Below are 13637 nucleotides of genomic sequence, written 5' to 3' on the forward strand. Positions count from 1 at the left end.
CCCACGATATGCCGCCTTTCCGATTCCCGCCGTCACCAACTTTGGGCCATAGCTCCTGCTGCTCCGGTGAAAGGTCTGGTCTCTTGGCAGGCACGTCCATCTAACGCTGTCGGTTAACGCCGCGCGTGCTGGCGCGGCGGGCAATGAATTCTTTCATCAACGGCAGAAAAAACGCCTTGCTAAAATGGCCAAGTGGCGGCTCTGGCTCAAGGTAGAACGACTGGCCGATGACGTCCTGATTGTATTCGTCAAGGATGATCCAGAGGCGTAGCGAAGCGTCGAGACCGGCACGACGCTTTTCCATCTCAGGAATTTCGACGGCAAAACGATCGGAGTAGGGCGGCCGACTGGTGATCGGAAACAGCACCAACAAGTCCTCACCTTTCGGCCTGGCAATCCGTACACCCACAGCCACCGGGCGAGGCTTGCGGCCTTCCGTTTCCCCGCGCTCAGCTTCGCGCACCCATAAATAGGGAAATCGGATCACGCATCCGGTGCGAAGTCGTCCCGGCTCACGTCTCGTCGCTCTCCCGCTCATAGGCGTCGACGGCCCGCTTGACGTCCTCAAACAAGTCGTCAGGCATCGTCTCGAGCCGACCGGCCTTCCGGGCGTCGGCTCTGGCCGTAAGCTTGCGGTAGTCTTCGATGCTGAGCAGCACCAGACGCGGCTTGTTCCGTTGGGTAATGGTGACGGGCCGGCGCAGGGCTTCGGCGATGATATCCCCCGACTTCCTGGAAAGATCACTGGTTGAATATTGAGTCATTGATCGGTCTCCAGCATTGCTGTAATATACAGCAATGCTGTATATCCTGCAAGGGTGTTCGCTTGGCAGCTGTCGGGGAGGGATCTTTGGAGCGGCAGACTTCGTCTGAAGCGAGCCGTCTCTGCCATCCGTCGTAGGGTTGATCGCTTGGGCTGGCGCTCAATCCTACGAGGCCTTTGGCGAGCACGCGATCCCACGCTCGAAACCACCAGTCGCCCATGACATTCCTCGGTTCTTCCGCATATTTGGTGCAGCATGAGCGATCGGGGTTGGATAGGTTGCCCGGTCGCTCTCAAGCAGCCAGGAGGACGCGTCGACGCAATAGCGGGTAGCTTGCCCGGCCATACATTTGTCGTTTGATGGCTTTGATCCTGCTGATCTGGCCTTCGACCGGACTGGTTGTCCAGGAGGTAGTTATTGCCGCTCGGACCGCGTCGATGTCGCGCGCGATGCCGTTGGCGAAGCTCTTGAGCTCGCTGTTGGCTGCTTGTGTGATCCATTCATCGAGCTCGGCGATGTCGCTACCACTAAGAAGGGACACAAACCGCTTCGCCAGATCGGCGACCGTCGCGAGTTCCGGAGCTTGCGCAAATAGATGGCCGAGGAACAGCCTGGCTTCAGCATCGATCTGATCCGGATCCTGGCTCAAGTACCAAGCACAGCGACGACGCGTGGGAGCTTTCCATGTCAGGTGCGGTTGTGCTGCTCCTCCCGAGTCTGCATGTGCACACCTGTCAGCGGCCCATCGCGCGACGGTCACCCGACTTCCACTATAACCCTGTTGCTAAAGCTCCCGTTAAAGCTGTTTACCGAAGGGGCCATCGACCCATGCACGGGAAGTGCGACGATCCTGCCTGGGGTCGAGCCGGGGCTGTTTGCTTGCCTCTCCCTGCTCGCACTTTTCATCGCAGCCAAGCATTGGAAGGCTGTCGTGCTCCGCCGTTGACACTAATCACGTCAGTGCAGAGGGCTGTGCGAGTCGCCTTTTCGAACGATTTCCTTTCGATTTGAAATCCACACGAAGCCACGTTGGGACGAATTGCGATACAATCTCGCACGTGGCCTGCTTGTGCGTGTACTAAACACGCCACCGTTCCCCTTTTTTGGTGGCGGTTCGCTCGCCCCCGCAGCATCATTGCACAGGCACGGGCGAGCTATGTGAACGCAGCCAATAGCCCAGCGTCAAGGCCTCGTGGCGATTGAAGAACGTCTCGAAATCGAAAACGTGCCGGTCTCCGTTGAGGTCCGCCAGGAGCACCTCGCTCCGACCGAGGCTGCCGCCTCGTTGCGCGCCACAATAGCCGACGATCGTCGCGAACAGATCGGTCTCGCGCAGCGAGCCAAAACGTTGGCGGAATGGGGGAGATTCCACGCAATAGCGGCATGGGTTCGCAGGATCGAAATCGGTCTTGCGCCGTGCCGGATGCGGATGGCCTGTGACCAGGGCGACGATCGGCCGGCCACCATGGCCCTGTTCGACGAAGCGCCAGAGCGTGGACGTCATGGTGTTGCCGAACCCCTTGCTCAAGCTTTTGACGAACGCAAGGCTCGGGCTCGAAGAGATCGCTTCGGAGACGAAGCGACCAGCGAGAAAAAGCATCTGGCCGGCAGCGTAGTTCGCCTCGGCTTCCATGATTTGGTGGCAGGCGGGCGTGAGCGTCTGTTCCGTATCGCCCAACATCATCCCGGTGTGCCAAGGGATGATGTCGTGACCGATCTCATGGGCCTCGTTCCAGCGGTGCTTGAGGAGAGGCAGATCCTGGTCGAGCAGGATCCGCTTCTGGTCGGGCAAATACAGGGCCTTCAGGCTGAGATTTTGGACCGCGTCGCGCAGGAGCGTCGGGCGGAGGAGAACCTGAAGACCTGCGACCTTCATGCGCGAGAAAGTCTCCCGCAAAAGGCTGTCGTCGGTCGTCGAATAGTAGCCGCGGTCGAGCTTCAGCAGGTCCCGGACAACGCGCAGATCGATGGGCGGCTCCGGGTTGCCAAGACCCCGTAGGACCTTGTCGACCTGTCCGTCGATATCGGCGATCGTTCGATGTCCGAGGCTGACGTTCTTCACTTGGCTCGCTTGGGGTCCTGTTCGCTCAAGACGGCGACGAACGCCTCGAGAGCCGAGTTTTCTTCCGGCGTCAGCTTCTGCATAGCCTCGGAGCGGGCGGCGAATCGGACAGCCTCCTGCCGCAACCCGGCGTCGTTCGCCGCGGTCAGTCCGGCAAGCTGCATCAAGCGCCGCTGAGATACCTCAAAGGTCTGCGCCAGTTTGAAGATCGTTCGCGGCTCGGGAACATAATGGACTTCGTTCTCGATCACGAGCAACTCGCTCGCGTCGAGCTCGGCGACCTCGGCCAGTCTCTCCATGGAGAGACCGCGACGGCGTCGCATCAGGTTCACGAACTTGCCGAAAGCGATTCGGGTTTCCTCGGCCGCAGCGGTCTGCGTAATCGTGGTCGGACGCTCGTCCGGTACCGGATCGAACGCCAGCAAGCCGGCGCCGACGGCGGCGTCGCCTTCACGACGAGCTCGAGCCATCCACCACTCCTTACTCCGTTCAATTTTCATCGTTCTCCCTCCTGTTCGAAGAACGCGCGAGCCTGCTCGCTGGTCATCTCAAAGTATCTTAAATTTTGGTACGCCACGTCCTGGCCCAGATCGGTCATTCCGATCTTGCGGTAGTAATCATCGGCTTGGGGCAGGGAATGGAGCCCCAAGCGCCCCTTGAAACCCTCGTCTTCGCTGAGCGCGATGGCTGCCGTGATGAGGGCCGAGCCCACGCCGCGGAGGCGCGGGGCGGCCCCGAGCTCCGGTCGGTTCCATGGCGCAGCCTCGAGGTAATCGACATACACGAGCGGCTTGCCGCGCTGGTTTGCTTCCCGGCCCGTCTTGGTCAGATCGACCTGAGCCAGGCCTTGCGTTTCGCCGAGAGCGACGACGCTGAACCCGCGGAAGGCCAAGAGCCCTTGCACGCGGGTCGTCTTCTGCGTCCAATCCCAGTGCCAGCTTTGCGGCCACTGGTCTATCGGCACGCCTCTGCGCGCGAGCTCCTGAAGTACGGTCAGCAGGGCAGGGCGCCACTTCGTCTGCCAGTCGTCGAGCTGCGCCTGCTCGATCGCATCGCGCAGCTCGGCTTCGACGCTTGCACCGGTCGCGACATCGAGAAGATAGATTTTCGAGACGTCGACCGTCATAGAAGCATCAACTCCGCCTTCTCCTTCGTCGCGTCGTTCTCGAACAAGAGCTTTTCGCCCTTTTCGACCCGAGCATCGATCGTCTGATAGAGGCGCAAGGCCTGCCGGAGCACGGCAGTCTTGGTGATGTCCTTCCGGGCCGATAGTTCGTCCAGAACCCGCATCTCGGCGTCGGTGAGGTTCAGCGTCATAGTTCGCTTCGCCGTCATCTCATCCTCCGTCGTTGTCCGCAGGATATAGAGAATCAATGGATTTTGTCAAGGTTAAATAGCCAGATTTAGCCACCTTGAATAGCTAAAATTTGGCTATTATATCCTAGTCTCAACGCCGCCGCCCCTCGGGCCAGCCGGCCAAACAGGAGCGGGATATGGGACGGCAACACGTCGGCCATGATGAAATCGCCACCTTTGCGCAGGATAAAGTGAACCTGCCCAAGGACACGGCGGATGAGTATCGGGCGCAGGCCCGGCGGCTTCGCGAGAAGCTGGAAGGCTATCTGTCCGAGCATCCGGACTTCACACTGAAGAAGATGCTGCTCTCGGGCAGCCTGGCGAAGGGTACGGCGCTTCGTTCTCTCAATGACATCGACATCGCCTGCTACATCAGCGGCGCCGACGCGCCGAAGGACGTGCAGGCTTTGCTCGACTATCTGGCCGAGCGGCTTCGCAAGGCCTTCCCCAATTTTAGTCCCGACCAGGTCAAGCCGCAGACCTATTCCGTCACCGTCTCCTTCCGGGGGACGGGGCTCGATGTAGACGTGGTGCCGATCCTCTATGATGGTGACCCGAAGTGGTATGGCAACCTCGTCAGCCAGGATGACGGCTCGTTCCTGAAGACGAGCATTCCGCTGCATCTGGAATTCGCGGCCAAGCGCAAGCGCGCGCAGGAGAAGCATTTCGCGCAGGTGGTCCGGCTCGTGAAGTTCTGGGCCCGGCGCATGAAGCAGGAACGGGACGGCTTCCGTTTCAAATCCTTCATGATCGAGATGATCCTCGCCAAGCTCTGCGACGACGGGTTGGATCTCTCCGACTATCCGGAGGCGCTTCAGCACTTCTTTACCTATCTCGCCCGCACGGACTTCCGGCAGCAGATCGTGTTCAGCGACTACTATCCGGCCTCGTCGGTCGGCACGTTCTCCGACACTGTGCAGATCATTGATCCGGTGAACGCCACGAACAACGTCGCTCGCCTCTACACGACAACGAACGCGGACGCGATCGTCGATGCCGCACTCGACGCCGGCGACGCGATCGATGCGGCGCTTGCCGCTCCCAACAAGCAACTGACCGTCGCCTATTGGCAGAAGGTCTTCGGCTCCTCCTTCCAGGCGTGAGGTCCACCATGTCCGACAGCTACAGCTATACCGAAAGCAGAACCTTCACGGTCACCCACGCCCGCCACATGGCCGCCAAGGTCGCAACTGACCTGAAGCGCATGCAGCGGTTCTACGGCAAGCCGTCCGACGAAAGCATCGCGGACTACGAGACCGAGGCGACCGAGATGCTGCGGGCCGGTTATCTCGACACGGTCACTTACGGTTTCAAGAGGGATGGCAAGTGGATCGAGCCGACTCTTCGTTATACGGCCCGTGACCTCGCCGGTGCGTCTGCCGACGACGACGACCCCGGCCGCATCCGCCCAGGCGCCGACATCAGCGGCGCCTCCTTTTACAGCTATATGACCTACACGGCGGCGTGGGACCGGCTCAGCCAGGCCGAGCGCGAAGCCTTCAAGGCGACCTTGCCGTTCGCGCGCAACGGTGCCGCCGAGCCCGGGGTCTTGGGCTACCTATCCAACGACCGCACCTATTCGTCCGGGGGCAGGGCCCTCGACCGCGCTACCGTTAGGAGCTTCTGATGAACACCAAGCCGACACTCGACGAGCTCTTCGAGCGCCGCATCACCTATCCCGACATCGACCCACAGGCGCGCCTCGCCCGGCTCGTCGGGCTCGATGAGCAGAAGAACCGCCTCGCGAAGATCCTCGGCCTGCTCGTCAATCCCGGCGGCCTCGCCGATTGGGCGAAGAAGCACCATCCGGGTGCGCAGGCTTTGCTCGACACGGTGCTGCGGCGGCCTCCACTGGTGGTGCTCGCCGGCGACGTAGGCTCCGGAAAGACCGAGCTCGCCGAGACGATCGGCGATGCGGTCGCGCGGCAGGAGAAGATCGACATCACGCTTTTTCCGCTCAGCCTGTCGACGCGCGGGCAGGGCCGGGTCGGCGAAATGACGCAGCTGCTCTCGGCAGCGTTCGACTACACCGTGGCGGAGGCGACCAAACTCAAGTCGGCTTCGGGCCGGGCGCGTGGGGCTGTGGTCCTGCTGGTCGACGAGGCCGACGCGCTGGCGCAGTCGCGCGAGGCGGCTCAGATGCATCACGAGGACCGCGCCGGCGTGAACGCCTTCATCCGCGGCATCGATCGGATCGCCAATGCGAAACTGCCGGCGGCCGTCCTGATGTGCACCAACCGCCTCAATGCGCTCGATCCGGCCGTGCGGCGCAGAGCGGCTGACGTCCTGAGTTTTGCGCGTCCCGGCGACGAGCAGCGCCGCTTCGTGCTGTCGAGCCGGCTGGAGACCATCGGCCTCGGTCACCATCATATCGATGCCCTAGTCTCGGCCACCGGGCCGCAGCGCGGCGGTCGCGACCACGGCTTCACCTTTTCGGACCTGACGCAACGGCTGCTGCCGACCATCGTCCTCGACGCCTATCCGACCAGGGCTGTCGACGGCGCGCGCGCGGTCGAGATCGCCCGGTCCATGATTCCGACGCCTCCCTTCCGGGATGTCGAGATGCCGAGGTGAGGGAGCCATGACCCAGGCGGTAACGGTGCGGCGTGACGGGGACACCTTCCAGGCGCGTCTGTTCTGGTATCACGCGGCGCGTCTGCTCGATCCCGAAAGCCCGATCGTCCGCGTGGGTTTCGAGACGGGCCCGAAGAGTTTCGACGACATCTGGGTCGAATACGATCCGGCACGCAGTGCGGTCGACCAGTATGGCGATCCGCTGCGGCGCAAGCACATGCAGTGCAAATGGCATGTCACACCCGACAGCTACGGTTACTCACACCTGGTCGATCCGGAGTTCATCAACGCCAACGCCCGCTCATTGCTGCAGCGGGCGCGCGAAGCACAGATTGTCCATGCGCCGCAAGGCAGCGGCGTGCGCTTCAAGCTGGTGACCAATTGGCGGCTCGACCGCAATGACCCGCTGCGCGAGATGGTCGGCACCCGCTCGGGCGCGATGCGGCTCGAGCGGCTCTATGGCTCTCTGACCGACAACAGCAGGGCAGGAGCCGTGCGCAAAGCCTGGCGCGAGCATCTCGGCATCGACGAGGCGGAGCTTCGGCTGCTCGCACGCACGCTCGCCTTTGGTGAGGCGACCGATACGCTCGATGGGCTTCGCGATCAGCTAGACCTGTTGTTCGCCTATGTCGGACTGCGCCGCATTCCGGCCAATCAGAGCGCGTTCCCCTACGACGACGTCATCTTTCAGTGGATGGCGCAGGGACGTGTCGAGTTCGACCGCGAAAGCTTCCGTGCCGTATGCGCTCGAGAAGATATGCTCGGGGCGGCCCAGGGCGGCCCTCGCGTCTACGGCGTGAAATCCTTTGAGCACGCGTTCGATCGGCTTGAGGAGCGCTGTCACGCGGTCCTGGATCTGATTCCGTCCTTCGACGAACGGTACATCCGCAGCGACGCGGACTGGGACGCCAAACTCTATCCCGCACTGCGGACCTTTCTCCTCGCGGCCGCCAAAGACCAGCCGCGGTTGCGACTTGCGCTTGACGCCCACGTTACGCTTGCCTTCGCCGCGGGCTCGGTCATAAACATCAAGTCCGGCCGCCAACTGGAGCTCGAACAGCGAAGCACGGGCCGGCGGCTCTGGTCCGCCGATGACGTGATTCCCGATCCGACCTGGCCGACCCTCGTCTCCGAAACCGTGGAACTTCGGCCCGATCAACCGGACCTCGCAGTCGCGGTCGGCCTGACGCATGACGTATCGGCCGATGTGCGCCGATATTGCGAATTCGCTCTTCCGAATGTCGGGAATATCCTGATCCTAAAGCCGAGTTGCGGTTCGGGTGCGCAATCGGTCACTTGCGGCCGCCACGCATTCGAGCTTGCCGACGCGGCGACCAGCGCGATCCGCACTGCCAAGGCTGACGGGGCCGGCCTCACGCACCTGTTCGTCGCTGCGCCCAACGCTTTCACCTTCTTTCTCGGCCAGCGTCAGACCGCGCTCGGCGCTGTCCGGCTCTATGAGTTCGACTTCGACGGCGGTCGCGGTCGTTCCTATACAGCCGCCTTGACGTTGCCGCTCGACAAAGCGAAATCGTGAAGCGTGCCTGTGAAGGCGGTGGAATAGAGCAGCTCCCCCGCAGTATGCAAAGCGGGACCTGACCAGCCGCAATGCATTGAATCGCAGATTGTTGGCGCGGTGTCGGCGGTGACCATCGGGCGGAGTTCCAACCGTGCCGGACGAACCGGCGGGGAGTAGAGCAGGGACAGAATGTGGGCCGACAATCGCCAGCCTGGCGGGATAAGGTTTGCTGTTGGTTGCATGGCATGCGAAACTCACCCTACGGCGATAGTTTTTGAGTTCTTATTGAAGGACGTACGCGGTATTTCGAGCATGGGGCGTCGGCGTACATCTTCCGCAGGCGGAACAGTTTTCCTGGTCGTTTTCGGCCTGCTGGCAGCCGCGGTTTCGGCCGTTTATCGATTCGTGGTCGAAAACGCCGCGGCGATCAGCGCGTTTGTGCTCGTATGCGGCGGCATTATCCTTTCGGCGTATCTGCTCTCGCGCAGAAAATCTCAAGCCGTACCGGCACTTGATCATGGAGAATCGTCGCGCGCGGCTAGACAGCCAGTCCGAAGCAGCGGTCCGACGCGGCAACAGGCGCCGCCGGCAAGGTGGATTCCTCTCGGTGAACGGGCGCGCGTAGGTAACGCTGAGATTGCGAGCGGTCTCTTCTACCTGGGTGGACACCTTCCGGGGCCGGGGCGGGCGATTGTGCAATATGCTATCAATCCCGCGCTGCCGGTCGCGGCCGCTGGTGCGGACATCGAAGGCAATTCGATGCCCTATTGGCCCTCCTATTCGGACATGTCGCCCGCCGCACGGCGTGCCTTCCTGGATTGGATGCGTGACGGCCGGCGCAATCCTGCCTACGGCATCGGCCATGTCTTCGTATTTTTCTACGGGCTTGAGCATCGTCTTTTCGTTGAACGTGGCGACGATGCGGCCCTGCTCGTGCGCGAAGTCGAGCGACTGCTCACGATTTATGGCACCAACAACTCCTTTCGTGGCTACGCGACTACGTTCGTCACCACGGCCTGCGTGTGGTACGGCGCGCGGCTCCCCTTGCCGCCGCTGTCACCTGAGCGAGCGGGTGGTCCAGAGATGGATATTGCGACCCGTCTTCATCTAGGAGAGCGCCTCGCCGCCGCGCCGTCACTTTCCGCCGAGGATGCGTTGCGATGGGCATTGGCTTCACCCGACACCTATCTCAGGACACCCGCGCTCCGCTGCTTCGAGGAATTCGTGCAGCTATGGAACATCCGCTTTGTAAAGCATTTTCCGGCAGGGCTTGCGGTCAACGCAAAGAGCAACATTTCCCTGCGGTATCGCGCGGCAAGCGCAGCATTTGAAGTCGAGGTCGTTGGCCCGCACCAACAATGGCCGGATGTGTCTAGCATTTCCAAGCCTCTCGATAAGCTACAGGGGCTGGTCGCCGAGTGCACTGATGAGCTCGATACTTTCAGCCGTTTCGTAGGCCGCAAGCCGGCCCTTCGAAACTCAATGGTGGCGGCGGCGATGCTGCCGGACGATCTTCAACGGACGCCCGGGCTCGTCGCTGTCGGCGATTTCCGACGTCGGCTGGTGTCCGTCATGGGCGAGCAAGGGCGTGGCAGCACGACCGCCCAGATTCTCTTCGAAATGGCGGGGATCGAAGTTCCCCCGGATGGAAAGATCTCCGCGGCGGTCGCCGATGATCTCGGCCGCGCGCTGGATTCCATAGATGTTGCGATCGAGCCCGACCGGCGATACGGCAGCAGCGTGCCACGCGCCGACGAACAGGTTTTCGTGTTCAAGGCTCAAGCGGGCGGACCGGTCGATGCCGCGCGAACTGCGTTCACGGCGATGCGGGCGCAGGTCGAGGTCGCCGTTCTGGCCGCTGGGGCAGATGGCGATGCATCCTTCGAAGAGTTGCAGCGGACGATCGCCCGTATCCGCGCCGCTTCAGACTTGTCTGGCGTGGAACAAGCGCGCCTGATTGCCTTCGCCGTGACCACCTTCAATAGTCCTCCCAAACGTGCCCGCGTGATGCGTAAGCTCGCGGAAATGGGCGAAGCGGAACGCAGAGCGATCGCCGGCGCGGCCTTCGCGGTTGTCGGCGACAATCCAACCCCCGACGTCGCCGAAGTAAAATTCCTGGAACGGCTGCATAAGTCGCTTGGATTGCCGAAAGAGGCCGTTTACGAGGGCCTTCATCAGGCCGCCGCCGCCCGTTCTGACGAACCCATCGCAATCAGTGAAGAAAAACGCGTCGCAGGCGTCCCCATCCCGAAGGAGTCGGCGCCCGCGCGAGCCCTCCCGCCTGCTGCCAGCAGAATTCGGTTCGACGCGGCTCGCCTCGCCCGCACGCGTCAGGAGACCGATGCCGTCTCCGCGCTCTTGTCGGGGATATTCGAGGAGGAAGCGCCGCCACCGCCGCCCGCCATGGCCGATCAGCCCGCCACTCTGAAGGGGCTAGACGGACCCCACACCGAACTGCTCGAATTGCTTGAACTGCGCGGGGCGATGAGCCGGTCGGAATTTGATCGCCATGCGCGAGAAATGCGCTTGCTCCCCGACGGGGCTATTGAACGTATCAATGATTGGTCCTTCGATCGTTTTGACGAAGCGTTGATCGAGGATGGGGATGAAGTCGCGGTCGCTCCGCATCTGCGCGACCGCATCGCCGAGATAAGAGAGAGTGCGGCATGACGAAAGCTACCAAGACCATCCGTTCGAAGGAGAGGGATACGATTATCCAGGCTCTGTCAGCAGGCGTGGTGCCGCGGCTTGGATTGCCGCATATCGTGGTGGGTCGCGTGGGGGAGACAGCGGCGTTGCTTCGCGACATCGATCGTGTTGCCGACGGTGGGTCGGCAGTCCGCTTCGTTATCGGAGCCTATGGTGCCGGCAAGACATTCTTCGCAGGCATGGTCCGCTTGATTGCGCACGAAAAGAAATGCGTCACCATGCACGCTGACTTGTCACCGAACCGGCGCATTCACGGCAGCGGAGGCCAAGGTCGCGCACTGTATGCCGAGGCCGTCAACAACATGGCGACCCGAAACAAGCCCGAGGGCGGCGCCCTGCAGAGTGTCATCGAGAGGCTGGTCACCGATGCCGTGAAGGAAGCGGGCGAGAAAAGCGTAGCGGTTGAAACTGTGATTGACCAGAAGTTGGAGCCTATTTCCGGTCTCAAGCAGTTGGCGGCACCGCCAAGAGACCGGTGCATCGCTACAGGTTCGCCTTACAGGACACGGACGTTCGTCCGGGCGATGCGCTTCACAGCTTGGGCGGGGAGAAATTCGGGGGCGTCGAGGATATTGCGCTGGACCAGCGCATGATCGACATCAAGAAGCACGGCGATGCGGTTGGCCTGCATCCGGAGGCAATCGTCGCTCACAGCTTTGTCGGGACTAAGGTGCTTGCCGACCCGACCGCCTCTCAGCCAGTCAGCGGCGCGATCTCATGGAGATCGTCGAGGACCGTCATGGCCGCGGCTCCATCCTCATCACCAGCCAACTCCCTGTGGCAACTTGGCACGAGGTTATTGGCGAGCCCACCGTCGGCGACGCCGTGCTGGATCGTATTGTCCACAACGCTTATCGGATCGAGCTCGACGGCCCGTCTATGCGCAAGCTCAAAGCCGACGAGGAACGGCTGGCGCCGGCCGCGGCCACACCGCCAGCCAACGGCAAGCCGCCCACGGGAGCAAAATATGAAGCGCATCGCCAGCCCACCGGCCGCCCCCGTGGGTCAACAGGGATCTCCCGCGCGCGCTGCTGCGTCAGCCGTGGGAGCACTCCGCAGCGCGCGCGGGTCCCTCCTGTCGACTACGGGGACGGCCTCCACCGCGCTTGACGTCGAGCCAAAACACTGAGATCAGAAAATGCACCTGACGGCACCATCACACTGGTCGCGATCGATCGGAATGGGTGGTCACAATCCGTCGTAGCGGGTGGTCGCGATCGTCGGAATACGCAGAGAAGCCCACACACAGGGGACGAAATTCGAGCAACGGAGTTGTTGGTAACACCCATGAAGACCCCGCCACTCGATCCTGATGTCGCCGATTCAGCTCCGGATGATCCGGTGCTCACGGGCTACGATGAACAGCATCTCGTGACGTATTGGCGACTTCTCGATGCCGAGACCGATGGCGCCGACTGGAAAGAGGTGGCTCGGATGGTCTTGCTATCGATCCAGATCGCGAGCCGGCGCGCGCTCGCAATGCGTTTGATAGTCACTTGGCGCGAGCAAAATGGATGGCTGATCATGGTTACCGCGATTTGCTGCGCGCGGCGGCGCGACCAAATAGCAAGAATTGTCGATTAGAATTCGCAATTGAGAATGGATTTCTCCCACTGACAACGTGATCGCCTGTACGCATCACGCAATGCACAATTGGTGGCTTCCCCAACAACCAAAGGCTTCATAGACATTTCGCAATCGCCTTACGGCAGGGGATCAGAGCAATGTCCGAGTTCGACTGGCGTGCCGGGCGCGTATCAGCACGCCATAAAGTCAGGGGAGGTGGCGGATTTCGCCTGGGAGGCGGTCCGCCGAAGGCCCAACCATCGAAATGCTTACCGGGACGCTCGCTCGAAGGGCGGGCAAGTTTCCGAATTGGGCGTCTGCTTTCGCTTATGAGCGGGCTCGGTAACGTAAATGAAAGAGGCCGCTAACCGAGGAGCCCTTACTGTCGTGAAGTCGCAAGCGCACTTTGCTTGAATTCAGAGTGGCTGGCGACCGTCGCTGATGTTGGCAGGGCAACGACAACTCGATAAGTTGTGAAGACCTGAACGATGGCAACAACCTACAACAGACCGAGACGCAACTCTCTCACCTCGGCCGTGGTCCCGCTAGGAGCCTGTCTGAGTAGTGACTGGTCAAGAGGGAGCGAGTCTGATTCCTTGCGCAGCCATGAGCAAGGAATTTCGCCCCTGGAAGATCGACGAGGCCCAGCTTCTGCCGCCGAGCGTGCAGGATTATGTGCCGAGGGACCACGTTTCGCGGCTGATCGTGTCGCTGGTCAGGGAAAGCCTTGATCTATCGGCGATCATAGGCAGCTACCGAAGCGGGCTGGGGCAGCCGCCGTTCGATCCTCGGATGCTGACGGCGCTGCTTCTGCACGGCTACGCGAGCGGTATCTACTCGTCGCGGCGGATCGCCAGGGCGGCGGTGGAGCGGGCGGATTTCATGATGATGGTGGCGGGCGATGCGCCGGACTTCCGCACGATCTCAGAGTTCCGGCGGCGGCATCTGAAGGCGCTGGCCGACCTGTTCGTGCAGGTGTTGAAGCTGGCCGAGAAGGCCGGGTTGGTGAAGCTCGGGCACGTGGCGCTCGATGGCACCAAGATCAAGGCGAACGCGTCCAAGCACAAGGCGATGAGCTATGATATCA

At 61.9% G+C, this 13637-nt stretch carries 14 protein-coding genes and 2 pseudogenes; 9 read left to right on the forward strand and 7 right to left on the reverse strand.

All coding sequences use genetic code 11. The features are described from left to right. Positions 1–100: 100 nt before the first annotated feature. From CQ13_RS38430 to CQ13_RS38460, 7 genes are all read right to left on the reverse strand, one after another. A complete protein-coding gene (locus tag CQ13_RS38430) occupies positions 101–538 on the reverse strand; it encodes a hypothetical protein (RefSeq protein WP_057847959.1) in 438 nt (145 codons plus the stop codon). After that, entirely contained in the window at positions 513–764 is a 252-nt protein-coding gene (locus CQ13_RS38435) for a type II toxin-antitoxin system Phd/YefM family antitoxin (protein WP_057847960.1), read from the reverse strand. The genes CQ13_RS38430 and CQ13_RS38435 overlap by 26 nt, the downstream gene beginning before the upstream one ends. A 292-nt stretch (positions 765–1056) precedes the next feature. Then, positions 1057–1524, reverse strand: coding sequence for a transposase (locus CQ13_RS42265; RefSeq protein WP_156434173.1), 468 nt, complete (start codon positions 1522–1524; stop codon positions 1057–1059). A 372-nt stretch (positions 1525–1896) separates the two neighbouring features. Further along, the gene (locus CQ13_RS38445) at positions 1897–2826 is read right to left on the reverse strand and encodes an ImmA/IrrE family metallo-endopeptidase (protein ID WP_057847961.1); all 930 of its coding nucleotides are present in this window, start codon (positions 2824–2826) and stop codon (positions 1897–1899) included. Beyond that, complete coding sequence (locus CQ13_RS38450; RefSeq protein WP_057847962.1) at positions 2823–3296, reverse strand: helix-turn-helix domain-containing protein; 474 nt, start codon at positions 3294–3296, stop codon at positions 2823–2825. Before CQ13_RS38450 ends, CQ13_RS38445 begins: the two co-directional genes overlap by 4 nt. 26 nt (positions 3297–3322) lie before the next feature. Then, a complete protein-coding gene (locus CQ13_RS38455; RefSeq protein ID WP_057847963.1) occupies positions 3323–3952 on the reverse strand; it encodes a GNAT family protein in 630 nt (209 codons plus the stop codon). Next, positions 3949–4161: a ribbon-helix-helix protein, CopG family gene (locus tag CQ13_RS38460; RefSeq protein WP_009734077.1), complete on the reverse strand. Its 213-nt coding sequence runs from the start codon at positions 4159–4161 to the stop codon at positions 3949–3951. The genes CQ13_RS38455 and CQ13_RS38460 overlap by 4 nt, the downstream gene beginning before the upstream one ends. Positions 4162–4319: 158 nt before the next feature. Here CQ13_RS38460 and CQ13_RS38465 point away from each other — a divergent pair, with 158 nt between their 5' ends. From CQ13_RS38465 to CQ13_RS38505, 9 genes and pseudogenes are all read left to right on the forward strand, one after another. Continuing rightward, positions 4320–5285 (forward strand): CBASS oligonucleotide cyclase, encoded by a 966-nt coding sequence (locus CQ13_RS38465; RefSeq protein WP_057847964.1) that lies wholly within the window; start codon positions 4320–4322, stop codon positions 5283–5285. Between the two features lie 8 nt (positions 5286–5293). Beyond that, a complete protein-coding gene (locus tag CQ13_RS38470; RefSeq protein ID WP_057847965.1) occupies positions 5294–5809 on the forward strand; it encodes an HORMA-1 domain-containing protein in 516 nt (171 codons plus the stop codon). Then, positions 5809–6756 (forward strand): AAA family ATPase, encoded by a 948-nt coding sequence (locus CQ13_RS38475; RefSeq protein WP_057847966.1) that lies wholly within the window; start codon positions 5809–5811, stop codon positions 6754–6756. The genes CQ13_RS38470 and CQ13_RS38475 overlap by 1 nt, the downstream gene beginning before the upstream one ends. 7 nt (positions 6757–6763) lie before the next feature. Further along, positions 6764–8293 (forward strand): SAVED domain-containing protein, encoded by a 1530-nt coding sequence (locus tag CQ13_RS38480; RefSeq protein ID WP_057847967.1) that lies wholly within the window; start codon positions 6764–6766, stop codon positions 8291–8293. Between the two features lie 267 nt (positions 8294–8560). Then, positions 8561–10945 carry a tellurite resistance TerB family protein gene (locus CQ13_RS38485; protein ID WP_245309612.1) on the forward strand — a complete coding sequence of 795 codons (2385 nt, stop codon included), beginning with the start codon at positions 8561–8563 and terminating at the stop codon, positions 10943–10945. Continuing rightward, on the forward strand, positions 10942–11577 hold the full coding sequence (locus CQ13_RS38490; protein ID WP_082637902.1) for a BREX system ATP-binding domain-containing protein: 636 nt from the start codon (positions 10942–10944) through the stop codon (positions 11575–11577). The genes CQ13_RS38485 and CQ13_RS38490 overlap by 4 nt, the downstream gene beginning before the upstream one ends. Before the next feature lie 100 nt (positions 11578–11677). After that, positions 11678–11872: pseudogene (locus tag CQ13_RS46270) on the forward strand (ATP-binding protein); the annotation flags it as partial. Positions 11873–12271: 399 nt separating this feature from the next. Next, positions 12272–12609, forward strand: a pseudogene (locus CQ13_RS38500) (DNA -binding domain-containing protein). Between the two features lie 547 nt (positions 12610–13156). Further along, positions 13157–13637, forward strand: a 481-nt coding sequence (locus tag CQ13_RS38505; protein ID WP_197427585.1) for a transposase, incomplete at its 3' end; no start/stop codon positions are given.

Source organism: Bradyrhizobium retamae (assembly GCF_001440415.1).
Taxonomy (GTDB): Bacteria; Pseudomonadota; Alphaproteobacteria; order Rhizobiales; family Xanthobacteraceae; genus Bradyrhizobium; species Bradyrhizobium retamae.

Excerpts from the sequence above, each read along its gene's own strand:
- CQ13_RS38430 (WP_057847959.1), bottom strand. The coding sequence starts at position 538 with ATGAGCGGGAGAGCGACGAGACGTGAGCCGGGACGACTTCGCACCGGA.
- CQ13_RS38435 (WP_057847960.1), bottom strand. The coding sequence starts at position 764 with ATGACTCAATATTCAACCAGTGATCTTTCCAGGAAGTCGGGGGATATC.
- CQ13_RS38450 (WP_057847962.1), bottom strand. The coding sequence starts at position 3,296 with ATGGCTCGAGCTCGTCGTGAAGGCGACGCCGCCGTCGGCGCCGGCTTG.
- CQ13_RS38455 (WP_057847963.1), bottom strand. The coding sequence starts at position 3,952 with ATGACGGTCGACGTCTCGAAAATCTATCTTCTCGATGTCGCGACCGGT.
- CQ13_RS38460 (WP_009734077.1), bottom strand. The coding sequence starts at position 4,161 with ATGACGGCGAAGCGAACTATGACGCTGAACCTCACCGACGCCGAGATG.
- CQ13_RS38465 (WP_057847964.1), top strand. The coding sequence starts at position 4,320 with ATGGGACGGCAACACGTCGGCCATGATGAAATCGCCACCTTTGCGCAG.
- CQ13_RS38470 (WP_057847965.1), top strand. The coding sequence starts at position 5,294 with ATGTCCGACAGCTACAGCTATACCGAAAGCAGAACCTTCACGGTCACC.
- CQ13_RS38475 (WP_057847966.1), top strand. The coding sequence starts at position 5,809 with ATGAACACCAAGCCGACACTCGACGAGCTCTTCGAGCGCCGCATCACC.
- CQ13_RS38480 (WP_057847967.1), top strand. The coding sequence starts at position 6,764 with ATGACCCAGGCGGTAACGGTGCGGCGTGACGGGGACACCTTCCAGGCG.
- CQ13_RS38490 (WP_082637902.1), top strand. The coding sequence starts at position 10,942 with ATGACGAAAGCTACCAAGACCATCCGTTCGAAGGAGAGGGATACGATT.